Here is a 25,434-nt window from a genome sequence, read left to right on the forward strand (position 1 = left end):
AAATTATTAAAATTATACTGTTATTAGTGATAATCGTTATTGAAATAATAGTGATGTCATTATTATATAATAAGTGGTTTGATACTCTTGATATGATAAATAGTAATACTACTTTTAGTCCTGAAGAATATTATAATAGACCTAGTAAAATATGGGAAAATATAATATACTATTCTATAATCATTTTATTTTTGTTAGTAGACTTTATTTATGTCAAAAAAGTTTTATTAAAGAAAAAGAACATGAATAATGGATAAGAGATAAAATAATCTTAACGTAAAAAAAGAGTGAAATCATCGTATTGGTAATTGATAATCATGTAGTTACAATAAGTGTTTTGCTCCCGTGAACGAAGATGAAATTACGGGAATTTTTGTGCAAATAGACGATTTTATCCAGTTTTTTGAGACTGAGCTCAAACAATTACGCTTAGAAAGTACCTCTGGGAAATCGAGAGACCGAAAAAGCAGACTCTCCGACAGTGAGATGACGACTATCTTGATTATCAAGTTAAAGGTTCAAACCCTGCAATTTCATTGCAGTTACTTTAGTTTCTATAAACTTTAGCCACGAATACACGGATATATTAATAGTGAAAAAATAATTCGTGGATCCGTGGCAAACAGACTTTTCAGTCTGCTACAAACCTATGGATTTCAAATCCATAGTGGTTTAGTTGCTTTCACCTAAGCCGTATTAATGATTTTAAATCTTTTTATATCATGTATTTGTCCAAGAAAAAGGCTACCCCCAGTTTAAATACGAATTACTGGAGTAACCTTTGTTTTCATATCAATTATTTTGAAGTTAGTTAGTTTTTAAGTTTTTTATTTTTTAGTTGCAGTAACCCCGGTGGCCGTAATGGTTGCCGGGGTTTTGTAGTTAAAAGAATACCCTGAACGTCATGTTCGGCGTGATGCCCAGCGATAGGTTTTCCACCTGTTGAACCTCGGTGCTCTGGTCATCTTCGAGGCGGTAGTAAATATCCAGTGTATTGGTTTTGTTAAAGATGTTCAGGATGGCAATACCGAGCGTGGCATCCACTCCTTCACTGATGGAAAAATTATAGGTGGAGGAAAGGTCGGCACGCAGAAACTGGGGGAGCCTGTCGCTGTTGGAGGGGTGGTAATTGATGGTGTTCCCCGTTTCCCTTTCCGTAACTTCATTCCCTTCCTGCGGACGGGTGTAGGGCTTTCCGGAATGCCAGTTGAGCCCCAGGGCAAGTTTCAGGTTCTTCATGATGTAAGTCCCTGCAAAGGAAACGGAATGACGGATATCCAGGCTGTTGGGGAAGCCGGATGGTTCCAGTGCTTCAAATTCATAATCGTTCAGGGCGTAGGTATAGCTGAGCCACGTACTGTATTTGCCGGTTTTTTTGTTCACCAGGAATTCCAGCCCTTTTACCGTGTAGCTTCCGGAGGTTCTCAGGTACTGGTCCTGATTCTGGAATTCCTGACCCGAGGTGGTAATGCCTTCCACCGTTTTGTAGAAACCTTCCAGTCCTGCATAGAAACTTCGTTTATTGTAATTGACCCCCAGGGAAACCTGTTTGCTCCGGGTCACGGGGAGGTCATCATTGTTGGCCAGTATCCAGCGCCTTTTTTCCACACCCAGAAAATCGCGTTGCAGGTCAACGACCTGGTTAGTAACCTGGCTCCGCATTTCGCCCTGGAATTCCGCAGCCAGGTATTTCGACAGTTTCTGCCGAATGTTCAGCCGGGGTTCGGTAATATATTTTTTGAATTTTCCGATATAGTTGACCCGCACTCCCGCCCTTGCATAAGTATTCTTTGACGGCGATTGATAGGTGATCTCCGAAAATGCGGCGTGATTCTTTATTACATCTTTGTGTTTTCTGCGGAACCTGGGAGTATTTATATCGTCTGTATTGGAAATCCCCACTTCATAGAACTGATACCCGTTAAGCCAGTGCAATGCGTTACTTATCTTATAATTGGTGTGCAGTTTTACCCCCGTCTCGAGCACTTCGTTGTTCAATATCAGTCGCTGGTCGGTAAAGAGGGTGTAATTGGCAGCATTCAGGTTGTATTTGGTGTAGTAGCCGGTAAGGGCAGAGGTAAACCTGTCGGACCATTCGCTTTCCAGACTGCCGCCGAAAGCAAGGTTTTGCTGGTCCAGGCTGCTTTGTTTGGATTCGGATGTAGACACGGTACTTTCGTCATACAACAAACTGTTATTGAAAAAAGTGGCATTTAGGCGGATCTTGTGTTTTTCATCCGGGTCGTAAAGGACCTTGAGGCTGGCATCATAAAAGAAAAAATCCTCTTCCCTCTCGATATTTTCAGATACTTCCTGGTTATGGATGTCCGTGATCTTGGAGTCCTGGAAAACACGTTCAAAGTATGAATTGTAGGTAGGAGAAGTAATAAAATCGGTGGCAGAACGCCGGGCAGAAAGGTGCACGGCAAGTTTTTTATGGAGCGGTATGCGTGCAAAGGCATCAATACCGATAAGGTTGAAACCGGCCCCTCCGCTAAAGTGGTCGTCGATGGTATTGGCCGAGTGCATGTCTACGGTGCCACTCACGCCGTCGCCATACCGTGCGCTGGCCCCGTTTTTAATGACGGAAACATCCCTTGTGAGGTAAGGATTAAATGCGGATATCAATCCGAAAAAGTGACCGGACTGGTACATTTTTATCCCGTCCCACAGGATAAGGTTCTGATCGTGTGAACCGCCCCGGATGTTAATATTCGATACGGTTTCGTTAATGCTTTCCACTCCCGGGAGGGCCTGTATGGTTTGCAGGATATCGGGCTCTGCAAGTCCGGGAAGAATACCGAATTTTTCGGTGCTTATGGTAACGCTCCCGTCCGATTTTTTTTGGAGCCCGGTAGTTAGGAATTGCCGGACCACCACTTCGTCCAGTTGTTGGTATTCCGGGTGAAAGAGTAATGTTTTGCAGGGGGTGCCCATCCATTCTGCTGCCCTGATGTCGGTTGTTTTATACCCCAAGGAACGGATGTGGAGCACAGCATCCCCGGGAATGTCGGGAAAGTGGAAATTCCCCAGGGTGTCGGTTATGGTTGCCCTGTTGCTTTCCCGGATTTCTATTGTAGCCCCGGTGACGGGTGCACCGGTTACGGCGTCTTTCAGGGTAATGCAGACTTCTGCCCTTTGTCTGGTAATGGTATAGTAACGTTTGTCGAGCTTTTTAAAAACCAGTTCGGTCTGGGCTTCTATCCTGGAAAGGATAAGCGGTAATTGCTCCGAAAGATCGGGAGAAATGACCCGGTACGGGACAATATCGCTATCCGAATAGGAAAATTTTATATCAAACCGGTTTTCCAGAACAGGGAGTACCTCTGCAAGGGCTTCTTTTTTCTGGGCGTATAAGCGGGGAGCGATACACAATATTAATAAACAGGTCAATAACTTAACCGGTTCAGTTGTTATCGGCATATATAATAATCTCGTCTTTTTTGCCATCCGTAAACTCGTACTTTAGACGGAACGGCAAGGTAATACTTTTTAAGGCGGTTTCTATATCCCGGTTGCTAAAACTTCCGGTAAAATGACGATTTATTTGTGTATCAGCCTTGATTTTAACATTGTACTGCCTTTCAAATTCTTCCAGCACCTGCTGGTACGGTACACTTTTAAATGCGCTTTCATTGTGTATCCACGAGGGTTCGCGGCCGGTAAAATTCCCGGTTTTGACTATACTTCCCCCAAGGGCCCTGAAAGCACTTCCCGGTGTCAGCCTTGTAGTATCATTTTGATAGACAACCCGTACGGCGCCTTCATAACAGCTTACTTCAAAAAAATCTTTCCGGTTTTTCACATTGAACTGTGTACCCAGTACGATAATGGTTCCGGAGGAAGTCTGTACATTAAACGTATTTCCCTGCGATACTTTAAAGAACCCTTCTCCTTCCAGTTTTACCTGCCTGTTTTTACCCCATTTCTTTTTATTGTAAGTAAGGGTAGAGCTGGCGTTGAGCACAACTTCAGACCTGTCGGGCAGTACGACATCCGTTTTTTCCGCATTGGCGGTTGTGATTACGGTGTCTCCGTTGCGAAAGAAGAAGAAAGATATAAGGAAGACTGCGGCTACGGCAGCTACGCTTGCTATATTTTTCCAGCGATTGATCGGGATGGTTCTGGATGAAGTCCCGTATTTCTCCTGCTGTATTTTTTGCAAAAGGGCATCCTGGTCAAAAGCCGGAGCTTTTAACTTGTCGGCGTGGGAAACGATCTTCTCATATGAAGAGAGGTCTTCAGACCTTTTGAGGGCCTCGAGCTCTTCTTCGGAGATGTTTCCGCTAAGCCATTTTGCCAACAGATTGTCGTTCTTCATCCCTAGTGTTTAGTTATTTAACAGGTTTAATGGTAAAAACCCTACCCCGTAATCTCATAATCCTTCTATTTCTTTTCTCAGGCTCACCAAAGCCTTGTGTATTCTTTTTTCCACAGCCTTTACCGAAATACCGAGCATTTCGGCTATTTCGGCATATTTCTTTCCGTCAATCCGGTTGAGCAGGAAGGCGGTGCGCTGTGCTTCACTGAGATTGGCAATGGCGGTCCGGAGTTTTTCCATGTATTCCTTTTCCTCCAGTACAAATTGCGGACTCTGATAGTCTGTCTTGTCCGGTGTTTCCCTGGCATATTTCAGGACTACCTTTTTGTGTGCCACAATATTTAAAAACAGGTTGTTCGCCACCGTAAACAAAAACGACCTGGCTTTTTTGAACGGTACCTTACTGCAATTCTTCCACAGCTTTATGAATGATTCCTGTACAATGTCTTCTGCCTCGTCGCTGTCCCCGCATTTGTAATATGCAAAGTTCCTCAACGTTTCCGCATGGGTGTTATACAGCGTAATATACGTTTTTTCAGAACACACCGAACTGTCTTGTCGTGACATACGATTTATAGCTAATGGTGAAACAAAGATATTTATTTTCAAAAATCCGGGAAACATCCTGTTGAATGCTCTCGTGCTCGAAAACGGTTTGTTTCCGGTTATATTATATAACGGAAAAACCTTTTATTTTTTATTTCCGGACTTGTGCCGAAGGGGATGTGGGTGTACATTGCAGTACTGTAACCGATGGTGTTCCCAATATGACCTGTTGTCAGGGCTTTCCGGTTCCCGTCAAAAAAAATAATTATGAAAGGTAGGGTATTTTGGCTGATGCCTGTTATACATACAAAACGTACCGTAAAAAGCATGAGTGATTTTGTTGCAGGCCTGTTGGCGGTGATAATGTCCCTTGTTTTATTTTCCTGTCAGAGTGAGGTGGATGAAACAATCGGGGAGGACCCTGATGCGGTTATCACTTCGGATTCGGAAATAGCCATGTGGATACAAAGAGCCAGCGCTAATGACGGAAGTGCCGATGACTTCCTGGACGGATACGGTTGCGGAACAATAAAGCTCCCGGTTGCCATAACCCTGAACGGGGCCGTGAGAATGGTAAATAACGAAGGCGACCTGAGCATTGTTCAACGGATCATTGAAGAACTGGATATGCCTGTCTCCCTGCAGTACCCGGTGACCATTATTGCCGGGGATTATTCGGAAATAAAAGTGAATTCCGAAGAAGAACTGGAGGCACTGAAGGAAATATGTACGGAAAGCCCGAACAAGAGGATTCCCTGTGTCAATTTCCGGTACCCTGTTGAAATGCTTACGTACAATGCCAATAACCAGTCAAACGGCAGGGTAACCATTCAGAACGACAGGGAATTTTACCTGTTCATAGAAGAAATAGGGAATCTGCATACCAGCATCAATTATCCTGTGGATATTGAATTTTCCACGGGAGGAATGATAGAAATAAATACCAACAGCGGATTGACAGCCGCAATAAAACAAGCCGGAGAAGTATGCCAAACAAATGGCGGCTGAATAAATTAATTGAGAATAAAAATGAAAAAGGTTATGAAAGATCGGATTTTAAAATTGACTTTGCCCCTGTTGCTGGTATTTTTTGTAATGTCATGTTCTGATGATGATGACAATACGGATAATACGCTTACCGGAACTGCCGAAGTACATATCACGGACGCTCCCGTGGATAATGCGAGTGTAAAAGGTGCTTTTGTTACCATTACGGATGTCAGGGTGAACGGTATGTCCGTAGAGAATTTCAACGCTGTGACCATTGACCTTATGCAATACCAGAACGGCAGCACAAAACTGCTCGGTGACCTTGAGGTGGAAGCAGGAGATGATACCGAAGTGACACTGGTATTGGATTATGAAGCTGATGTTGACGGAAATGCCCCGGGATGTTACATACTCACGGATGACGATGAGAAACATGGCCTGGAATCAGACGGAAATGAAATTACCCTCGATGAAGATGTTGAAGTTATTGCCGATACCACCAACGAGATTATAGTTGATTTCGACCTCAGAAAAACTGTTCGCAGCAGTACGGAATCAGAATTTGAGTTCGTATCGAGGACAGCGCTGGAAAATGCCATGAGGGTGGTAAACAAAGGAAATACGGCGGAAATCAATGGTATGGTATCAAACAGGGCTGAAGCAGATGGTGATGTGATTGTTGTATACGCCTATGAAAAAGGAGAATACAATGAAGGAGAAGAAAATGAAAACGGTGAAGGCGTACGTTTTGCAGGAGCCGTAACCAGCGCCCTGGTCAATAACACCAGCGGCGAATACAGACTCACCTTTCTTGAAGAGGGAGAATACGAACTGCACTTCGCTTCCTATTCGCGTTCCGATATCACGGGACAGGCGGAGTTTCAGTCGTCATTAACAGTAGAATCACTTGTGGATCTTAATATTTTGGATTTGGAATTGACATCCGCGGTTAACTTATCTGTCAATGTCATGATAACCGGAACAGTCAATCAGTAAAATTTAGGTTGTTTGGATTGTACTGTTAGGTAGGGGTGCCTAACAGTCGGAAAAGAGGCCGTTTTGGCCTCTTTTTTTTGTTTCCGGGAACAGCTTTGTTTACATGGCGGTTATCCGTACCGAACTCATCCTGTCATTGAATTCACCCAGACATTGATCGGAAGAAGTCCCGGTTACCGAACTTCCGCTAAAACCATCGTCGGTATAAAGCACTGCTTTAAACCCGCTCTCCATCCTTAAAGAAGAAATTTCATCATTGGCTATACCATAGGCCTGCAGTTGTTCCAATGTATAATCCCCCGGCGGAAGTGCCACGGCATAACCTTCATACCCACAGTGCTCATAAAAAGTGATTACCCCGCCTGCCGCACTGTTGTACGGGTTGTTGAGGTATTGATGAGAGAAATCGCCGAAACCGTGAAAATAATTATCCGCCAGTTTGGCCGGGTCCGTAGCGATCTCGCCCGTTTGTACAAGTCCGTCATCACCGTCATTCCACGCCCAGGGGGCATTGGCTCCGCCACTTCCGAAATTGTTCCCCCTGAATCCGCCGCCGGCATTAAAGAACAGTTGGGTGTTGAAACGTTGGTCCCACAGTCCGCCGCTTTCAAAAATATTTACCAGCTTGTATTCCACATGCGTATCGTAATTGTCGGCCGGTACCCGGGCATTGTCATTTGCCGAAGGATAGTAGATAATACCGTCGCCGTTAATGTCATACTGGGGCCAGGCTTTTAGTCCGTGCCCTTTGGCTTCCTGGGCGGTTACGGGATGCTGTTCGCCGTTGTGATCCTGTGTTTGCAGGGTGCCGTCCACATCTTCCGGACCGCTGTACAGAGGACTGCCTGCGGTGGTGTATGAAAAGAAATCGGAATGGCTCACTGTAACGGCGCCCTGCAGGCTGCCGAATGCGGAACCGTCTTTTTTAACGATCATCAGCACACCCTCCAGGTCGTTCTCGTGTTGATCGAGTTCATAAAGTAAAAAGATGTCTGTCCAGTCCCGGGGATGAAAAAAGGCATAAGTAATAAACCAATGCGTACGGGTTTCCGCGACCGAATAATAACAATGGGCGCCGAGAGCATTGCCGTAGTCGGGAAGGTTGTCCCAGTTGTTTTCGGCATTCCAGTCGCCATCGTAATCAATGGCCGTAATATAATCGGATTTACCGCCTTCCGAATAGGTCCCGGTAGCATCCACGTCCATGTAGTGGATGGGGGCCCACCGTTTAACGAGATCGGTGCTTTCGGTAGAAAACACCGTATTTTCCGCTTGCGGTGTTACAAAATCTTCGGTTTCGGGACTGTGGCAGGCACACATAATGCCTATGCACAAAAGTGCCGGAATTTTTCCGGATAGCTGTAAAAGCAGTTGAGGCTTTTTCATAAGTATTTGGTTTTTGTTTCATGATATGGTGTAAATTACTTTTTTTTAGCACCGGAGATGCAGGTATTGATTTATGAAAAAGGAAAGTTTTTGTTAAAAGCAGTAAAATAACGTCGTTTTACCTTGATACCGAGTGATGAAAATGTTTAAAATTCATGTTCCTGTCTGGTAGTCTTCGGTTCAAATTCTTAAATTTGCACCTGCCTGTCGGTAAAGGCAGGTCCGCCGGAAAAATTTGAGCGGCACTCGTGTAAAAAAAGAAGCAGGTAATTATGTTTGATAATTTAAGTGAAAAGCTGGATAAGGCCCTTCATGTCCTTAAGGGACACGGGCAGATTACGGAGATCAATGTAGCGGAAACCCTGAAGGAGGTACGGAGAGCATTGCTCGATGCCGATGTTAACTTTAAGATAGCCAAGGAATTTACCAATACCGTTAAGGAAAAAGCCCTGGGGCAGAATGTACTGACTACATTACAGCCCGGACAGCTCATGGTAAAGCTCGTCAAGGACGAACTTACCCAGCTTATGGGAGGTGATGCCGAAGGAGTAGACCTGTCCGGAAACCCATCCGTAATACTGATGTCAGGATTACAGGGGTCCGGTAAAACCACTTTTTCCGGTAAACTGGCCAGTTTCTTCAAGAACAAAAGAACGAAGAAACCCCTGCTCGTAGCCTGTGACGTATACCGTCCCGCGGCGATTGATCAGTTACATGTTGTAGGAGACCAGGTCGGGGTTGAAGTGTACTCGGAAAAGGATAACAACGATCCCGTGGCCCTGGCAAAAGCCGGAATTGCATATGCCAGAGCCAACGGGCACAATGTGGTTATTGTCGATACCGCAGGGCGTCTGGCCGTGGATGAAGAGATGATGACGGAAATATCCAATATCCACAAAGCGATAACTCCGCATGAAACCCTGTTTGTAGTAGATGCCATGACCGGTCAGGACGCCGTGAACACGGCCAAGGCATTTAACGACAGGCTCGATTTTGACGGTGTTATTCTCACCAAGCTCGATGGTGATACCCGGGGTGGTGCGGCCATTTCCATCAAATCGGTGGTCGATAAGCCTATCAAATTTATAGGTACGGGAGAAAAGATGGACGCTATAGATGTGTTCCACCCTTCACGTATGGCCGATCGTATTCTGGGTATGGGAGACGTGGTTTCCCTTGTGGAGCGTGCCCAGGAACAATATGACGAAGAAGAAGCGCGAAAGCTGCAGAAAAAAATAGCGAAAAACCAGTTCGGTTTTGACGATTTCCTTTCCCAGATTCAGCAGATCAAGAAAATGGGAAGCATGAAAGACCTTATGGGAATGATCCCCGGTGCAGGGAAAGCACTGAAAGGAATGGATATCGATGACGATGCCTTTAAGCACATTGAGGCGATCATCCACTCCATGACCCCTGCGGAACGTTCCAGTCCGTCCATGCTGAACGCCTCCCGCAAGAAAAGGATAGCCAAAGGTTCGGGAACATCCGTTCAGGAAGTTAATCAGTTGCTGAAGCAGTTTAACCAGATGGGCAAGATGATGAAGATGATGCAGGGCGGGGGCGGCCGTAAAATGATGCAGATGATGGGCGGTATGAAAGGGATGCCGTAATCGCAATCAATGTTAGCTATGTGATAGGTGATGCGTACGGGTACTATCAGGACCATTATATAGTCACTCTCCTTAACCAAACCTGCAATTTGAAACCTGAAACTACTAAACAATAAACAACAAACATGGAATTACTCGACGGGAAGAAAATATCCAGCCTGATCAAGGATGAGATTGCCGCGGAAGTGAGCGAAATAAAGAAAAAAGGAGAGAAAGTACCACACCTTGCCGCCGTGCTTGTAGGAAATGACGGTGCCAGTCTCACTTATGTAGGGAGTAAGGTCAAAGCTTGTGAACGCGTGGGATTTGAATCTACCCTGGTAAAACTTCCCAGCACCATCAGTGAAGTGGAACTGCTGAAAAAAATCAAGGAACTCAATGAAGATGACGGTATAGACGGCTTTATAGTGCAGTTGCCTCTGCCCAAACAGATCGATACCCAGAAAGTGCTCATGGCAGTCGACCCCGACAAGGACGTGGACGGTTTCCACCCCGTGAATTTCGGGAAAATGGCACTGGACATGACGACATTTATTCCCGCTACCCCTTTCGGTATCCTGGAATTACTGGAACGTTATAATGTGGAGACCAAGGGAAAACATACCGTGGTTATAGGGCGGAGCCATATTGTGGGCAGGCCCATGAGTATTCTTATGGGGCGAAGAGGCTTTCCCGGTAACTCTACCGTGACGCTTACGCACAGTCACACCAAAAACATCACCCAGATCACTTCCCAGGCCGATATCATCATCACAGCTCTGGGACAGCCCAATTACCTGAAAGCGGAGATGGTAAAGGACGATGCCGTTATTATTGACGTGGGGATTACCCGTGTCCCGGATGAATCTGCTAAGAGAGGATACAGGATCGTGGGGGATGTGGACTTTGAGAACGTAAGTAAAAAAGTGAGTTATATCACTCCCGTGCCGGGAGGGGTAGGTCCCATGACCATTGCCATGTTACTGAAGAACACCCTGCTCGCAAGGGAAAGGCACATAACGAACGGAAGAAACTAAGAGTCTGTCTAAGTTTTATCCTTTGGTTCTTTTATGCGCCTTTTTCCGCCATGCTTCAGGTATTTTTCGCCACGTAGCTATGGCTATGTGCCTCAAAATACCTTCGCCTGACGAAAAAATCCACTATAAAATATTCCAAAAACAAAATTTAGACAGACTCTAAAAAGACAATTATAAGATCCCGGATGCCGGCCCTTCAGCGAACAGGGGCCGGCATCCGGGGCAATTATGATAACATACTACACCAGTGCCTTGCAGCGGGTGTTTTGCCGTATCATGATGCTTTCTACTTCGGGTTCGGTAATTCCGCAGGAAACCACTCTGAGAATATTGTCAACATCTTCGAGGTCAAAATTAGCCTGTTTTACGCCTTTGTGAAGCAACAGGGCTTCCAGGATTGCGTTGGCTTCTTTGGTTGAGTTTATGCTGGTAGCAAAGACCAGTACTTCCAGCGGGGCAGTTTTATTGTTCATCATTATCGGTTTGACGGTTGCACATTTTTTCTTTCCATTTTTGCCGGAATCCGGATTTCCAGCGGTGTTTTACGGAGTGGGGAGGGCCATACCTTCGCCTGTAATTCCAGCCACTTCCCAGGAATAACAGCTTGCACAGCAGCAATACCCCCAGGGTCTGCCAGAACGTAAGCGTGGTGATCCCGAATATGGAGGGCATCAGCCAGTTCCACAGCCGCATCACCACGAAAACATAAAGGGTAATGACAGCCAGTTTTAAAACTACGAGTCCTGCGATCTTAAATGCTTTCATGGGTCAATCGTTTAATTCGTTATACAATAATTGCAGTTCTTTTTTAAGCTGTTTCACGGCATATCGCTTTCTCGACAATACGGTGTTGACAGCCACTTTTTGTTTCCGGGCAATTTCCGCTACAGGAATACCTTCCAGCTCATGGAACACGAAGGCATTCCGCTGTTCTTCCGGAAGCATTTCCAGGGTGTATTCCAGTACCCGGTACACCTCTTCCTGCCACAATTCGGTTTCCTGATGGGCGGGGATGTGCTCCTGAAGCCATTCAAAAATACCCGTTTCGTGCTCGTCGTCGTCCGAAAAACCGGAAAGTGCCGAAGCCGGGGTGGCTCTCTTCTTCCGGATAAAATCAATGGCCTTGAACCTTGCCGTACTGTAAAGCCATGAGGTAATCTTGTTCATGTCCTTGATATCTTCAAAGCCCAGCACCAGGTTATAAAAAACATCCTGTACGATATCCTTTGCATCCTCCCTGTCGGGTATCCATTGTTTCAGAAAGTGGATCAACCTGCCTTTCTCGGAAATGGTTACCCGTTGTATGAGACTATTTTTTTCCTGTTGGTTCATGCAATGAAGATGCGTTATACTATATAGTCGGAATAGCGGGGGAAATATTTTATCCAAACGGGACTTTTTTGAATTTTAGCATTAATTACTCCTCCTGCCTGCTAAAAAAAGAATGTAAAATGCGTCTTTTTACAAGATCTTCCGTCTTAATAAATGTAACTTAAAATCCATTATTATGAAAGCAGCAGCAAATTGTGAATGCCAATGTGCATCCTGTAAGACAGGGAACTGTGCAGATTGCACCTGCGAAAATTGTACCTGTTCCCATTGCGAATGTTAATTGAAGGAATGGTGCAATACAGGTTGTATGATCAATTCCAGGGTTTGCCCGGGAGGTTTCTTTTAAGAGACCTTTCCGGGTTGATATGTATATGCAGCTGAACAAGAGCAGTTAAATTCGTATATTCGTACTATGGATACAGCCGAAGTGTGGAACCGGTTTTCTGAGGAGGTAACAAGGTATATCCGTTACAGGATAAACGACCCGGAAACAGCCAGGGATCTGTTGCAGGAGGTCTTTGTCCGGGTGCATACGAACCTTCACAGGGTAAAACATGAAGGGCGTGTAAAATCCTGGGTCTTTACTATTGCGCGGAATGTTATTACCGATCACTATAGAAAAGGGAACACCCCTGTCCTCCTCCCGGAAGAAGATACCATTGCCGACAGGGAAACGGAGCAACAGGAACTGACGGAAAAAGACTGCTTGCTGCCCCTTATTCACAACCTGCCTGAAAAATACAGGAAAGCCATGTTGCTCAGTGAAATAGAAGGCAGGAAACAGGCAGAGGTGGCCCGGATACTTGAAATATCGCTTTCGGGTGCCAAATCGCGCATACAGCGGGGGCGCAGGCTTCTGCAGCACGGCTATATGGATTGTTGTGATTATAAACTCAATGAAGATGGTTACCTTGTGGGAGAGCACAAGGAAGATTGCAAGGTTTGCAGCCAATAACCTTTAAAAGCTAAAACAGGCTTTACGGTTTAAAATACCCTTCTTTGGCAAACCAGTTCACGGCATCTTCAATACTCCTGTTTATATCGGTATCGGGCATGTCCAGGTATTTCCTGGCTTTGGCATTGCTGAAATAATTGTCCAGTGTCAGCATTCGTATATGGGTTTTTAACAGACGTACTCTCGGGAAAGGGAGTACCCGGTGTGCCAGGCGGAAGGTGGTTTCCATATGCCGGGTTATGGGTATCATCCATTTTTGTTTACCGGTAACGTGCAGCACTTTTTCAAAATAGGCTTTATAGGAAAGGTTTACTCCTGAAAGCAGATAACATTCCCCCGGTTTACCCCTGGTAAGGGCATTTGCTGTTGCAACGGCCGCAGCATGAACATCTACAAAGCTTTTGCCTCCTTTGGGATAGAACAGTATTTTATTTTTCAGCGCATACAGCATTAAGGCACCGCTGGAGGGTTTAAAGTCATTGGGGCCTATCATAAAGGTGGGCGCCACCACTACGGCAGGAAAATTTTCTTCACGCACCTTCTCCAGAACATAATTTTGTGCCAGGTATTTACTGTAGGCATAGCCCGAATCCTTTAACCAGTTCATAAAACCTGAATTTTCATGTCCCGGTTCCTCTAGGGTCCCATTGGTAAAACAGTTGGCCGTACTTACCAGTACAAAACGGCAGATACCGTATTGACGGCAGGCCCTGACCAACGTTTCGGTAGAGGTGAGGTTGGCTTTTTTGTACCGGTTGAGATCGGTGGTGTTCTGGGAGGTCATGGAAGCACAGTGAATGATGTAATCTGCGGTTTTTACCACTGCGGCCACATCATCCGGGTTGTGCAGTTCTCCCCTGTGGATGGTACAGTCCAGGCCTTTCAGGGCACTGATATTGCTGGTGGGCCTTACCATAGCGATCACCTTCAACTTTCTTTGGAGCAGCACTTTTACGATATGATTGCCCAGAAAACCATTTGCACCTGTTACCAATACCGTTTCCGCCATTGTTTTATTGTTGTAGTTCGCGTTGCAATTTATTACTGAATATTTTTAATTGAAAATCCACGGGCATGAGTTTTTGCAATATGGAACTGAACCTGTTTATTTTTCCCGGGATAATGATCGATTCCTTCTGTAACAATTTTTCCATACAGATGGCAGCAGTAGCTTCGGCAGACAGTATGGAAAACCGGATGAACTTTCCGTGCGACTTTATCCTGTTGGAAGTGTCCCTGTTGGTAGGCATTCCCCCGGGATGGGCTACCGCAACATGGATATTACTGCCTTTCAGCTCGGCATTCAGCCCGCGTGAAAAAGAATATACAAAAGCCTTGGTCGCCGGGTAAACGGTTTTGTAGGGCATGGGAGAAAAGGCGGCCAGGCTGGAGATGTTCAGTATGTAAGATTCTTTCTGTCTTTTCAATACAGGGAGTAATTGATGGGTGAGAATAACCAGTGAACGCATGTTCAGGAGTAATATGTCGTCAATATAAGTGAGCGAGCAGTCCATAAACTTTTTGGTTCCGCCAATTCCGGCATTGTTGATCAGCATGTTGATGTTGTGCTTTTTCAGATAGGAGACCGTTTTTGATACGTTTTCCGCTTTGGTCAGGTCGGTTTCATAGCAGATGACATTGACGGAATACCGGAGCATCAGGTCTTTTGCTATGCTGTTAACGTGTTCGTCAGGCAACGAGATGAGGATGAGGTCCCGCCCCTGTTTGGCGCAAACTTCGGCCAAAGCCCTTCCCAATCCCTGGCTGGCCCCTGTAATTACAGTAAATGTGTTTTGATTGTACATTAGCAATATGTTTTTTTCTATACCAAAGCAAAACCAGATGGTAGCTTATCCATACAGTGAACATGCCGGTGATACATCCCCGATAGCAGGGAACGTAGACACTTTTCCCCGGGGAAATATGGCATATATTAAATCCATACCGGTTTTATCCGGAAAATAAAACCGGGAGGACAATCCGAGAACGTTTTTCACAGCGGCTAATTATAATACGTACACAAATGTTCCAGCGCTTATATTGAAAACGGCCGGGATGGACATCATATCGATAAAAAAACCGGAACGAAATCCTTCGCAATTTGTTCCGGACTGCCTTTGAGAGCGAAAATTTTCTTTTTTAATATAGTTAAAACCCCGGTTATAAAAAAACGCTTTTTAAACTTGTTTTGGCATTGGGTTTACAGGTCGTGTCGATTTATTCCTATAACAAGTACGGTGAAAGCCTCCGGACCGGGCGGCGGGTTGCCATGTTTTTTGTACCGGGCTCATTTTTTCATGTAGCCCTTATCAAGCAAATGTATGAGGTAAGACGAATGTTACAATAGAAATTCTGCAGGAAGTCGTATATTTCGTCAGACCGTGTTAAAGATCACCTGAAACGTATGACTTTTCAATATGTTAACAGTAATTTTTTCTTAAAATAACCCCTGCTTAACTGTTTAACGTTTCCTTTGGGGAAATTTTAAAAATTCAGGTATGAAATTAAAGGATATATCGTGTTTTTTTCTGTTGGCAGTAGCCCTTGTTTCCTGTACTAATGACGACGACCAGGGAGGTAACGGCGGGGAAACCCCTACTGAGATCAATTTTCGGCATGTCACCACCATCAATGCAGGAGGAACCACTGAAATAACGGCTTTCGATCCGGCTACCAATAAAATGTTTACGATAAACCCGGATGATGCCGAAGTTATGGTATATGATATATCCGATCCGTCTTCACCTGTAGCCGGGACTTCCATTCAGGTAGGGGCCACGGGGATTCCGAACAGTGTGTCGGTACACGGAGAAAGATTGGCGGTGGCCGTGGAAGCCGTAAACAAACAGGATAACGGTAGCGTCCTGGTCTATAATACGGATATCCAGGAACTGGAAGACACTTTTACGGTCGGGGCATTGCCCGATATGGTGATATTTTCTCCGGACGGAAAGTATATCGTTACCGCTAATGAAGGCGAACCCGATCCTGATTATACCAATGATCCCGAAGGAACAATAAGCATTATAGATACGGAGGCCAATACGGTAACCACCCTTGATTTCAATGCGTTTAACAGTGAAGAAGAGACCCTGAGATCAGAAGGGTTCCGGGTGTTCGGCCCCGGCGCTACGCTGGCAATGGATATAGAGCCGGAATACGTGGCCATAGATGATGATTCCCAAACAGCCTGGGTAACCCTTCAGGAAAATAACGGGATCGCCCGGGTAAATCTTTCGGCCAGACAAATAGAGGATATATACCCGTTAGGATTTAAAGACCATTCGCTTGCCGGGAATGAACTCGATGCCAGTAACCGCGATGATGTAACAGAATTGAAGAACTGGCCGGTATATGGTATTTATCACCCGGATGCGGTAATTTACGTGAACCTGGATGGTACGGATTACCTGATCACCGCAAATGAAGGAGATGCCCGGGATTACGATGGCTTTTCCGAAGAGGAAAGAATAAAGGACATCACGCTCGATGGAACCGTATTCCCCGATGCGGAAACACTTCAACAGGACGAAAACCTGGGGCGCCTGAAAATAACTACCACCCTGGGCGATACGGACGGCGACGGGGAGTATGAAGCACTCTATGCGTATGGTGCCCGTTCATTTTCCGTGTGGTCGGCCGCCGGCGAACTGGTATATGACAGCGGGAGTGAAATTGCCTCCAGGACACTGGAACTCACACCCGGAAGCTTTAATGCCGATGAGGGCGAAGCGGATGACCGGAGTGATGATAAAGGGGCAGAGCCCGAGGCTGTGGAAAAACTCAGGGTAGGCGATCGCACCCTGCTTTTTGTAGGACTGGAAAGAAACAGCCAGGTATTGGTCTACGACGTCAGTAACCCGGTTTCACCTGAATTTATCCAGCTCCTGGAACAGCCGGGCGATATGGCACCGGAGGGTGTGCTGGCTATTCCGGCCGAGGACAGCCCTAATGAAAGGGATCTGCTCATCGTTACCAACGAAGACAGCGGAACGATATCCATCTACCAGAATTAGAGCAAAAGTACTGCAATCAGTAATCCCGGATCAACGTGCGCCATTCCATGGTTTTCAATGTTTTTACCAATTCGGGGTTGATTATGGATAACCACGGGGAACCCTTGGGAAAGGAGTAACTGTAATAATCCTTTTTCAGGGTTGTTTGCAATACTTCTACATCATCCCCGATACCTTGTTTTTCAATTTCGTGTTGAAGTATGGGCAGGTCGTAAATAAAAACGGCTTCAGGGTCTTTCTGCAATACATCAAATCCCTGCTGGCGGTTGTCTGTTGCCGTGTACCTTATATCATACTGGTCCAGGAATTCCTGTGAACCCGAATTTCTTACGGTAACCACATGAAACCGCTCCAAATCCGACACCGAACTGATCCTGTCATTGATGCTTTGCACCGTGAGTGCCGAGGCTATTCCCGCTGTTAAACTGGAAATGATGATAATGGCGAGGAACATCCAGATAAAACCAACAAACCTGCCCCCGGCGGTGCGCGGCGATTTGTCGCCGTAACCTACCGTGGTCATGGTCACGGCACTCCACCAGAACCCCTGTGCCAGTCCCTTGGCCCCGCCACCAAACTCTTCCGGGTTCCGCTTGCGTTCAAAAAGCCACACCAGCAGCCCGAACAGAGAAATAACCCCGAGCAACAGGAGCAGGGCAGAGAGAAATTTCCAGCTCCACAGGTTTTTGAGTAACCGCCATACAAAGTGCTCCCTTTGTTTGGCAATGGCCGTGTGCGAGATAAAGTAGGGCTGCGAAAAGTTGACCCGCTCCATACGAAGGTCGGTAACCGTAACGGGATTAATGCTGAAGTCGACCTCCCCGTTTTCCACGGCTTGCAGTAATGCCGTCAGGTCCGGATAATTTTTGTATTCATAATCGAGAGACAGTTGCTGGTTCACCATTTCCCATGAAGCAATGCTAAGTCCGGAATAGCTGTCGTTATCGGTAACAACAAAAGGCGGGGTTTCCGTGAGGCCAATGATCACTTTTTTATCCGGAATCTGATCGAGGGTATCCCGGGCGGCGACGGAAAGGCTAAAAAATAACAGGCAAATGTAAAGTAAGGCGTTGTACATAAACAGGTTTTTATCAGGAAGGTTTTATAAAGCCCTGAAATTACTAAAAAGTAGGGGTAAAACAAAAAATGCCCGGAACCTATGGGTTTTTTCCTATAGTGATAAGTACGAAGAAAATAAGGAAAACATGTATACAAAAAGATTCAATCAAACCCTCCAACAAAACGATGACAAATATCATATTATCTTTATAAACCATTTAGCATCTTCGCATTTTATAATTACACAGCATACTTTCAGCCGGGGAAACAAAAGGCAATTATGATCACTACAGATTTATTACTGGATTTCGGGGCAAAACTGGTGTCGTACGATAAGGGAGACCGGATATTCCTTGAAAAACAAAGTGCACGGAACTACTACCAGGTACATTCCGGGGGTGTAAAAATGAACAATTTTAACGAGGAAGGAAAAGAATTCATACAGGGGATATTTCAGGAAAGCGAGAGCTTTGGGGAACCCCCGTTGTTTATCGATGTGACCTACCCGGCCAATGCGGAAGCACTTTCAGATACATATATTTATGTACTCCCCAAACCCTTTTTTTTCGATCTGCTGAATACACATCCCGAAGAACATCTGAAAATTACGGATACCCTGGCCCGGAGGTTATACTACAAAGCCATTATGGCCAGCGAATTGTCCAGCCAGGAACCGGAACACCGTATATTACGTATCCTGGATTACCTTAAAAAACACGTATACGGATTGGAAGCACCTTTTTCCTTTAAAGTAAACCTCACCCGCCAGCAGATCGCAGACCTTACGGGCCTGCGTGTAGAGACCGTGATCCGTGCCAGCAAATGCCTGGAAAAGAAAGGGGCGGTGAAGATCTTAAAGCGCAAACTCTACAGGTAACGTCATTATGACTTAGATCATATGCTGCCATAAAAACGGGCTGTACTTTTATATCAAACATAAAAATACAGCTTATGCAACTCTACCAAACACTTTTTTCGAGATTTAAAGAGATGTATTATGCCTCCGTAACCATAGGCATTATAGCTTCCAGTTGTATCGGCTCCATTGCGGCCATGCTTATCCTGATGAACGGTTACGGGCTCTGGCAAATGTTCCAGTTATTTCTCATTGTAGCCGTAGCCATGACGTATAATGCCACGGTCCTTGCCCAGTTGAAACCGAAGTTCATTTTCAACGCATTGCTGATAAGCTTGTCCGCCAGTGTGATAGTCATTACCGGTTACCTGTTGTTTTAGAATGCGGGTAATGCGGAAGCAGGGCAAAAAAGTCTCCGGAGTTTTTGTTGTGCCCGGGGATGCCGGTGACTCATGGAGCGGCATGTCCCGGTAACGGTTTAGGGCTTAACATGTACAAAGAAAAATCGTACATTTGTTAGACCCGTCAAAAATTTTGAGAATGAACCTGCTAAACACCCGGATCAAAACATTGCTGCCTGCGTATTTTGCCCTGGTCATGGCTACGGGAATTATTTCCATAGCGTCTTTACTGGAAGGACTGACAGCTTTTGCACACGCACTGTTTTATGTAAACATAGTATTTCTTGCCACTCTCATTTTTTTATTCCTTTACAGGCTTGTCTTTTTCAGGGCACAAATACTGGAAGACCTGAAAAGTTATCAGAAAGGACCGGGGTTCTTTACCATCGTGGCCGCTCTTTGTATTGTAGGGAACCAGGTTGTTTTGTTCTGGCAATCGGTGGCTGTGGCAGAAGTGATCCTCCTTGTGGCCGCCATAATCTGGCTGGGGATCGTGTATGGCTTCTTTTACAGTATAACGGTTACCGAGACCAAAAAATCCCTGAAAGAAGGTATCAATGGTACCTGGCTGGTTATTATTGTGGCCATACAGGCGCTGTCGGTATTGATCTCGTTTGTTTCCGGGGATTTCGGAAAACAGGCCTATGTTTACCTGTTCGTGGCTCTTTGCCTGTTTTTACTGGGGTGTATTTTCTACCTCTATATCATGTCGCTCATTATTTACCGGATTTCTTTTTTCTCCCTGAACGCCACAGAGCTGGGGGCGCCCTACTGGATAAACATGGGGGCTACGGCCATTTCCACACTGGCCGGTTCCATGCTGATCCTGCATACCGGGGATTTTAATTTTATTGCGGAGATACTGCCTTTTCTCAAAGGCTTTACCCTCTTTTTCTGGGCGGCCGGTACCTGGTGGATACCCCTGCTTATTATTTTAGGGATCTGGCGGCACATGATCAAGAAAGTCCCGGTACCCCTTTCGGCCGGGGGGTATGATCCCACTTACTGGGCCATGGTCTTCCCTCTCGGGATGTACACTGTCTGTACATTCAGACTGAGTGAGGCGCTGGAGATCCCTTTTTTAAAGGCTATTCCGGAATATTTTGTATATGTTGCCCTGTTCGCCTGGACCGCTGTAATGATCGGGTTTGTAAGGCACCTGGTCTCGCTTTTGAAAGGGAAGACGCAGTGAGTGACCTGAAAATCAGTGTTTAGAATGGATTTAAATTATGGTTCTCTGAAGCTGACTTTTGGACAGATCGCCCTAAAATGCTTAAATTTAACTGTTACCCGTCGAAGTTTCATCTAAAGCCCCATAGTAATGAACAGACTCTTCCGGACATTAAACAGAAAAGCGCTCATCAAGGCCATTTTAGCGACAATGCTGGTTATTGTACTGGTGCTTGTCGGTTCCCGTAACCTTCAGAATTTCGATCCGGCCCTGATCGCGTATCTCATCGGGACCTTATTTGCTGTTTTCGGGATTGCCTATCGCTATTCCGTCTGGCTTCAGCGGCCGCCTACGAGGCTTTACTGGCGCCGCAGCATGCAGTTTCTCTTTAGCAGGCACTTTGTTCCGTATTTTCTGCGTTCCGTTCGGTTGTTTTTCAGGAATATCATGTTTCAGAGGTTTCTGGTCTATCGGAGCAAAACCCGGTGGATAGGCCATTTTCTCCTGGCTACGGGGTGTTTGCTGGCCTTTGCTATTACTATACCCCTCACTTTTGGCTGGATACACTTTATATTGAAACCCGGAGACGATACCACTTATTACGCCTATCTGTTCGGATTTGAAGCAGGGGCTTTCGTTCTGGGGTCACCCCTGGCCTTTATTGCTTTTCACGGGCTGGTATGGTGTTCCGTACTGGTAACCATAGGTGCCGTGATTATGATGAAAAGACGGCTTACCAACGGAGGGCTGATAGCTACACAAACATTTGAGAACGACTGGTTGCCGCTTATTCTCCTCATTGCCATATCCCTGACGGGATTGGGGATTTCCTACGACTATACTTTTCTGGGAGGAAAGACCTACCAGTTTATGGCTGTCATACACGCCATTACCGTTATATTATTTTTGGTATGGCTGCCGTTCGGCAAGTTCTTCCATATTTTCCAAAGACTTGCCCAGCTGGGGGCCAACCTGTATAAGAAAGAAGGAAAGCGAAGGGGAATGGCCGTGTGCCCCCATACCGGGAAAGCATTTGCCTCGCAAACTCATGTCAATGATCTTAAAAAGGTAACCGGGGAACTTGGATTTGATTTCAGCGGAGAAGACGGTACAAGTCATCTGGACCTGAGCCCAGAAGGAAAACGATCGGCTTTGGCGAAGGCCCATTTCGAGGCCAGAAAGGAATCGGGACATTTTTTTGGTTAAAAACAGATAAAAAAAATTCATGGCAAAACTTCCGGTAGCTGCAGATCAACTAATAAAAAAGTACGGACCTCATAAAGCCTATGCCCCGCAATCGGGATTTTACGGGGCACATGAGCCGGACAGGCTGGTAAAGACCCATTGCTGTTATTGCGGAATGCAATGCGGAATACAGCTGAAGGTAAAAGACAACAAGGTGACCGGCTTTGAACCCTGGATGGAATTTCCGTTCAATGAAGGCCGTCTGTGTCCCAAAGGTGTGCAACGTTACCTGCAGAACAACCATCCGGACAGGCTCCTGAATCCCATACAAAGAGCAGAAGGCAAGGGGTTTGAACCTGTCTCGTGGGAGCATGCCATGAGTAAAACCGTAAGCGAGATCAGGAGGATACAGGAAAAATACGGCAATGATGCCTTTGCCATGCTGAGTGGCGTTTCCATCACCAATGAAAAGAGTTATATGGTGGGAAAATTTGCCCGTGTAGCCCTGAAAACCGCAAATCTTGATTACAATGGGCGGCTTTGTATGGTAAGTGCTGGGGGAGGAAACAAAAAGGCTTTCGGCCTGGACAGGAGTTCCAACAGCTGGGCGGACCTGGCGCATGCCGAAGTCATTATCGTGGCCGGGGCCAATATCAGCGAGACCTTTCCCACGCTTACACACTATATCTGGCAGGCCAGGGACAACGGGGCCAAGCTGATCGTGGTGGACCCGCGGGTCATCCCCCTGGCCAGGACGGCCGACCTGCACCTGCCGGTAAGGCCGGGGGGCGATTCGGCCCTGTTCGGTGCCATGCTGAAGATCCTTGTGGACAATGACTGGCTGGACCACGATTTTATAAACAGCCACACTTCCGGATTCGAGGAAACCATAGCTGCCGTAAAGGATTATGACCTGGACTGGGCTGAGGAACAGACAGGTATTCCCGGAGAGAAAATCAGGGAAGCAGCGACCCTCTGGGGAAAGGCTAAAACCAGTTTTCTGCTCCATGCCCGCGGTATAGAACACCATACCAAAGGAGTGGAGAATGTGCTGAGTTGTATCAATCTCGTCCTGGCCACGGGGCGTATAGGAAAACCGTACTGCGGATACGGCACCATCACCGGCCAGGGCAATGGCCAAGGTGGAAGAGAACACGGCCATAAGTGCGATCAGTTACCCGGAAACCGCGATATCACCAATCCCGAACACCGGGAATATATAGCCGGGGTGTGGGGGATCGATGAAAAGGAAATGCCGGGAAAAGGGCTTACGGCCTACGAACAGATCGAAGCGATTCACCGGGGCGAGATTAAAGGGTTAATATCCATTTGTTTTAATCCGTTGGTATCATTGCCCAATAACAATTTCGTTCGGGAAGCGCTCGAAAAACTGGAATTTTATATGTGTATTGACAGTTTTCTCTCCGAGACCGCCCGCCATGCCGATATTGTTATGGCCGGGTCGTTACACGAAGAAGAGGAAGGAACGGTGACTACTGCCGAAGGAAGGGTCGTGAAAATAAATGAGGCGGTGACCCCTCCGGCCGGGGCGAGAAGGGACGGAGAAATACTCATGGAACTGGCCGACAGACTCGGGGCAGGAGATAAGTTCAGTTATACGTGCAGCGAAGATATATTTAACGAACTGAGAGTCGCTTCCCGTGGAGGTACGGCTGACTACTACGGGATCACCTATAAGAAAATCGTGGACAACATGGGCGTTTTCTGGCCCTGTCCGTCGCTCGACCACCCGGGTACCCCCAGGCTGTGGGAAGACCGGAAATTCAGGACGCCGGATGGTAAGGCACATTTCAATCCCGTACCTTACAGACCGGCCTCGGAGGTAACAGACAAGGAATACCCGGTAGTCCTGACCACGGGCAGGGTGGTCTCTCAATACCTCAGCGGAACCTCCACCCGGAGGATAGGTAAGCTTGTAGACCAGTATCCCGAACCCTTGCTGGAGATACATCCCAAACTGGCTTTTCAGTACGGGATAAAGGAAAGGGACCTGGTCCGGGTAAAGACCAGGAGGGGGGAAGCAGAGTTTCCCGCACAGGTGGTGGAGACCATCCGGGAAGATACGGTATTTATCCCGTACCATTGGGGAGGAAAGCACGCTGCCAACCAGCTGACCATTGGAAACCTCGACCCCGTGTCCAAGATCCCCGAGTTCAAGGTGTGTGCCTGCAAATTGATCCCTACGGGGAGCAAGGCACCTGATGTAATGACAGAAACTGCTTATCAAAGCGGATTGTAAAATGTAATGAAGAGAAAACAGAAATCAACCATAAAAATAAATTATGATACCAGCAACCGATTATAACCAGGAGATGGCCTTTTTTGTCGACATGCAACGCTGTATTGGTTGCCATGCCTGTGAAATGGCCTGTGCAGAATGTGAAACCAACGGACAGGAAAGCATGATACACGTCAACTACGTGAACCGTGCGGAAAGCGTACAGACCACCGTACAGGTGTGTATGCACTGCGAAGACCCCGCCTGTGCCAATGTATGCCCGGCCGATGCCATTCACAAAGACGACTTTGGTGTAGTCCATTCCGCCAATACTTCCCGTTGTATAGGGTGTTCCAACTGTGTCCTGGCATGCCCTTTCGGGGTGCCGAAAAAAGTGGAGGAAGCGGAATTGATGATGAAGTGCAATATGTGTTATGACCGTACCAGCGCCGGGAAGAAACCCATGTGTGCTACGGTTTGCCCGAGCCAGGCCCTGTTTTACGGAACCAGGGAAGAGATCGAAAGAATGCGCCCGGACAGCGTGCCCGTAAATTCCTTTAAGTTCGGGAAGCAGGAAGTCGATACCAAGGTGAGTATTATGATGCCCAAAGGGACCCATCAGTTGATTGTAGAATAAATTTGTTGCGTTTATATGCCGGAAAATAATGGATTTGTAAAAGATTGAATCCCAATAGTCCCGATAGCTATCGGGATCGGGAGATTGATTTTAAGCGTTTCAATCTCCTTCAATCTTCCGGCGAAGCCGGATCAATCTCTTTCAATCTTTGGAAAACATATACTTAACCCCATAAATTTGTATGTCATGGCAAAAAAAAGTTCTCATGACCACCCGGAAAAAATGCCGACCTGGAAAAGCGATTTTCCGATAAAGGAGGAACAGGTCACCCATGTGGGCCGCAGGGAATTCGCAAAATTTCTCGGGCTGCTTTCGGGGACACTGGCGTTGGGTAACGGTGTTATTGTGATAAAGGCACTGGCCTTTCCTGCAAAACCTCTGGAAGGCGAGCATTTTGTCTGTAATGCGGATGAAGTAGCCGTGGGGGAAATGTTCCAGTTCGAGATCGCAGGAAGCAAGGTCATTCCCTATATCCTCATTCATCTGGAAGAAAATGTATGGCGGGCCTTTGAACAAAAATGTACACACCTCACATGCGCAGTGAGATACCGGAAAGACCTGGGTAAAATAGAATGCCCATGTCATCACGGCTTCTTCAGTGCCGATACCGGGGAAGTGTTACAGGGCCCCCCGCCCAGGCCTCTCCCGAGGCTTGAAGTGGTGATAAGGGATGGAAAAGTATATGTAAGAGAAGAAAAACAGGACCAAACCGTATAGG

Annotated in this window: 23 protein-coding genes and 1 pseudogene; 14 read left to right on the forward strand and 10 right to left on the reverse strand. The window is 46.4% G+C overall.

What is annotated here, in order from left to right; all coding sequences use genetic code 11:
* Positions 1-345 precede the first annotated feature (345 nt).
* Positions 346-558 (forward strand): annotated as a pseudogene (locus LS482_RS21850) (IS982 family transposase); the annotation flags it as partial.
* A gap of 324 nt (positions 559-882) precedes the next feature.
* On the opposite strand, the gene LS482_RS12915 reads toward LS482_RS21850, so the two are convergent.
* The 3 genes from LS482_RS12915 to LS482_RS12925 are packed head-to-tail and all read right to left on the reverse strand — an operon-like array spanning position 883 to position 4,888.
* A complete protein-coding gene (locus LS482_RS12915) occupies positions 883-3,393 on the reverse strand; it encodes a TonB-dependent receptor (RefSeq protein WP_233027934.1) in 2,511 nt (836 codons plus the stop codon).
* A gap of 13 nt (positions 3,394-3,406) precedes the next feature.
* Positions 3,407-4,321: a FecR family protein gene (locus LS482_RS12920; RefSeq protein WP_233027935.1), complete on the reverse strand. Its 915-nt coding sequence runs from the start codon at positions 4,319-4,321 to the stop codon at positions 3,407-3,409.
* A gap of 54 nt (positions 4,322-4,375) precedes the next feature.
* Positions 4,376-4,888 carry an RNA polymerase sigma factor gene (locus LS482_RS12925; protein WP_233027936.1) on the reverse strand — a complete coding sequence of 171 codons (513 nt, stop codon included), beginning with the start codon at positions 4,886-4,888 and terminating at the stop codon, positions 4,376-4,378.
* A gap of 306 nt (positions 4,889-5,194) precedes the next feature.
* Here LS482_RS12925 and LS482_RS12930 point away from each other — a divergent pair, with 306 nt between their 5' ends.
* Positions 5,195-5,875 carry a hypothetical protein gene (locus LS482_RS12930; RefSeq protein ID WP_233027937.1) on the forward strand — a complete coding sequence of 227 codons (681 nt, stop codon included), beginning with the start codon at positions 5,195-5,197 and terminating at the stop codon, positions 5,873-5,875.
* Between the two features lie 33 nt (positions 5,876-5,908).
* Entirely contained in the window at positions 5,909-6,853 is a 945-nt protein-coding gene (locus LS482_RS12935) for a DUF4382 domain-containing protein (RefSeq protein WP_233027938.1), read from the forward strand.
* A gap of 99 nt (positions 6,854-6,952) precedes the next feature.
* Here the strand turns inward: LS482_RS12935 and LS482_RS12940 are convergent, their stop codons facing one another.
* Positions 6,953-8,239 carry a beta/gamma crystallin family protein gene (locus tag LS482_RS12940; RefSeq protein ID WP_233027939.1) on the reverse strand — a complete coding sequence of 429 codons (1,287 nt, stop codon included), beginning with the start codon at positions 8,237-8,239 and terminating at the stop codon, positions 6,953-6,955.
* Between the two features lie 272 nt (positions 8,240-8,511).
* Between LS482_RS12940 and ffh the strand changes: the two genes are divergently transcribed.
* Both ffh and LS482_RS12950 read left to right on the forward strand, forming a co-directional pair.
* Positions 8,512-9,849 (forward strand): signal recognition particle protein, encoded by a 1,338-nt coding sequence (gene ffh / locus LS482_RS12945; RefSeq protein WP_233027940.1) that lies wholly within the window; start codon positions 8,512-8,514, stop codon positions 9,847-9,849.
* Between the two features lie 125 nt (positions 9,850-9,974).
* A complete protein-coding gene (locus LS482_RS12950; RefSeq protein WP_233027941.1) occupies positions 9,975-10,865 on the forward strand; it encodes a bifunctional 5,10-methylenetetrahydrofolate dehydrogenase/5,10-methenyltetrahydrofolate cyclohydrolase in 891 nt (296 codons plus the stop codon).
* A 239-nt stretch (positions 10,866-11,104) separates the two neighbouring features.
* Here the strand turns inward: LS482_RS12950 and LS482_RS12955 are convergent, their stop codons facing one another.
* From LS482_RS12955 to LS482_RS12965, 3 genes are read right to left on the reverse strand one after another with little or no spacing between them, the layout of a single operon-like run.
* The gene (locus LS482_RS12955) at positions 11,105-11,341 is read right to left on the reverse strand and encodes a hypothetical protein (RefSeq protein WP_233027942.1); all 237 of its coding nucleotides are present in this window, start codon (positions 11,339-11,341) and stop codon (positions 11,105-11,107) included.
* Positions 11,328-11,630 carry a hypothetical protein gene (locus LS482_RS12960; RefSeq protein ID WP_233027943.1) on the reverse strand — a complete coding sequence of 101 codons (303 nt, stop codon included), beginning with the start codon at positions 11,628-11,630 and terminating at the stop codon, positions 11,328-11,330. The genes LS482_RS12955 and LS482_RS12960 overlap by 14 nt, the downstream gene beginning before the upstream one ends.
* 3 nt (positions 11,631-11,633) lie before the next feature.
* Complete coding sequence (locus tag LS482_RS12965; protein WP_233027944.1) at positions 11,634-12,197, reverse strand: RNA polymerase sigma factor; 564 nt, start codon at positions 12,195-12,197, stop codon at positions 11,634-11,636.
* 412 nt (positions 12,198-12,609) lie between these two features.
* On the opposite strand from LS482_RS12965, the gene LS482_RS12970 reads away from it, so the two are divergent.
* Positions 12,610-13,152, forward strand: coding sequence for a sigma-70 family RNA polymerase sigma factor (locus LS482_RS12970; protein WP_233027945.1), 543 nt, complete (start codon positions 12,610-12,612; stop codon positions 13,150-13,152).
* A 22-nt stretch (positions 13,153-13,174) separates the two neighbouring features.
* Here LS482_RS12970 and LS482_RS12975 read toward each other — a convergent pair whose 3' ends face one another.
* Together LS482_RS12975 and LS482_RS12980 are read right to left on the reverse strand one after the other, a co-directional pair.
* Positions 13,175-14,161: an NAD-dependent epimerase/dehydratase family protein gene (locus LS482_RS12975; RefSeq protein ID WP_233027946.1), complete on the reverse strand. Its 987-nt coding sequence runs from the start codon at positions 14,159-14,161 to the stop codon at positions 13,175-13,177.
* 4 nt (positions 14,162-14,165) lie between these two features.
* Entirely contained in the window at positions 14,166-14,957 is a 792-nt protein-coding gene (locus LS482_RS12980) for an SDR family NAD(P)-dependent oxidoreductase (RefSeq protein ID WP_233027947.1), read from the reverse strand.
* 693 nt (positions 14,958-15,650) lie between these two features.
* Between LS482_RS12980 and LS482_RS12985 the strand changes: the two genes are divergently transcribed.
* Positions 15,651-17,168: a choice-of-anchor I family protein gene (locus tag LS482_RS12985; RefSeq protein WP_233027948.1), complete on the forward strand. Its 1,518-nt coding sequence runs from the start codon at positions 15,651-15,653 to the stop codon at positions 17,166-17,168.
* 16 nt (positions 17,169-17,184) lie between these two features.
* On the opposite strand, the gene LS482_RS12990 is transcribed toward LS482_RS12985, so the two are convergent.
* Positions 17,185-18,246, reverse strand: a complete 1,062-nt coding sequence (locus LS482_RS12990; protein ID WP_233027949.1) for a transporter substrate-binding domain-containing protein — start codon at positions 18,244-18,246, stop codon at positions 17,185-17,187.
* 261 nt (positions 18,247-18,507) lie between these two features.
* On the opposite strand from LS482_RS12990, the gene LS482_RS12995 reads away from it, so the two are divergent.
* The 7 genes from LS482_RS12995 to LS482_RS13025 all read left to right on the forward strand — a co-directional run bounded on the left by LS482_RS12995 (position 18,508) and on the right by LS482_RS13025 (position 25,433).
* Positions 18,508-19,104, forward strand: a complete 597-nt coding sequence (locus LS482_RS12995) for a Crp/Fnr family transcriptional regulator (RefSeq protein ID WP_187967427.1) — start codon at positions 18,508-18,510, stop codon at positions 19,102-19,104.
* A gap of 74 nt (positions 19,105-19,178) precedes the next feature.
* Complete coding sequence (locus LS482_RS13000) at positions 19,179-19,463, forward strand: hypothetical protein (protein ID WP_233027950.1); 285 nt, start codon at positions 19,179-19,181, stop codon at positions 19,461-19,463.
* 160 nt (positions 19,464-19,623) lie between these two features.
* Positions 19,624-20,676 carry a tellurite resistance/C4-dicarboxylate transporter family protein gene (locus tag LS482_RS13005; RefSeq protein ID WP_233027951.1) on the forward strand — a complete coding sequence of 351 codons (1,053 nt, stop codon included), beginning with the start codon at positions 19,624-19,626 and terminating at the stop codon, positions 20,674-20,676.
* Positions 20,677-20,805: 129 nt separating this feature from the next.
* Entirely contained in the window at positions 20,806-21,861 is a 1,056-nt protein-coding gene (locus LS482_RS13010) for an MFS transporter (RefSeq protein ID WP_233027952.1), read from the forward strand.
* A gap of 19 nt (positions 21,862-21,880) precedes the next feature.
* On the forward strand, positions 21,881-24,100 hold the full coding sequence (locus LS482_RS13015) for a molybdopterin oxidoreductase family protein (RefSeq protein WP_233027953.1): 2,220 nt from the start codon (positions 21,881-21,883) through the stop codon (positions 24,098-24,100).
* A gap of 43 nt (positions 24,101-24,143) precedes the next feature.
* Positions 24,144-24,716: a 4Fe-4S dicluster domain-containing protein gene (locus LS482_RS13020; RefSeq protein WP_233027954.1), complete on the forward strand. Its 573-nt coding sequence runs from the start codon at positions 24,144-24,146 to the stop codon at positions 24,714-24,716.
* A 186-nt stretch (positions 24,717-24,902) separates the two neighbouring features.
* Positions 24,903-25,433: a QcrA and Rieske domain-containing protein gene (locus LS482_RS13025; protein WP_233027955.1), complete on the forward strand. Its 531-nt coding sequence runs from the start codon at positions 24,903-24,905 to the stop codon at positions 25,431-25,433.
* Position 25,434: the final 1 nt, after the last annotated feature.

The organism is Sinomicrobium kalidii (genome assembly GCF_021183825.1).
Lineage (GTDB): Bacteria > Bacteroidota > Bacteroidia > Flavobacteriales > Flavobacteriaceae > Sinomicrobium > Sinomicrobium kalidii.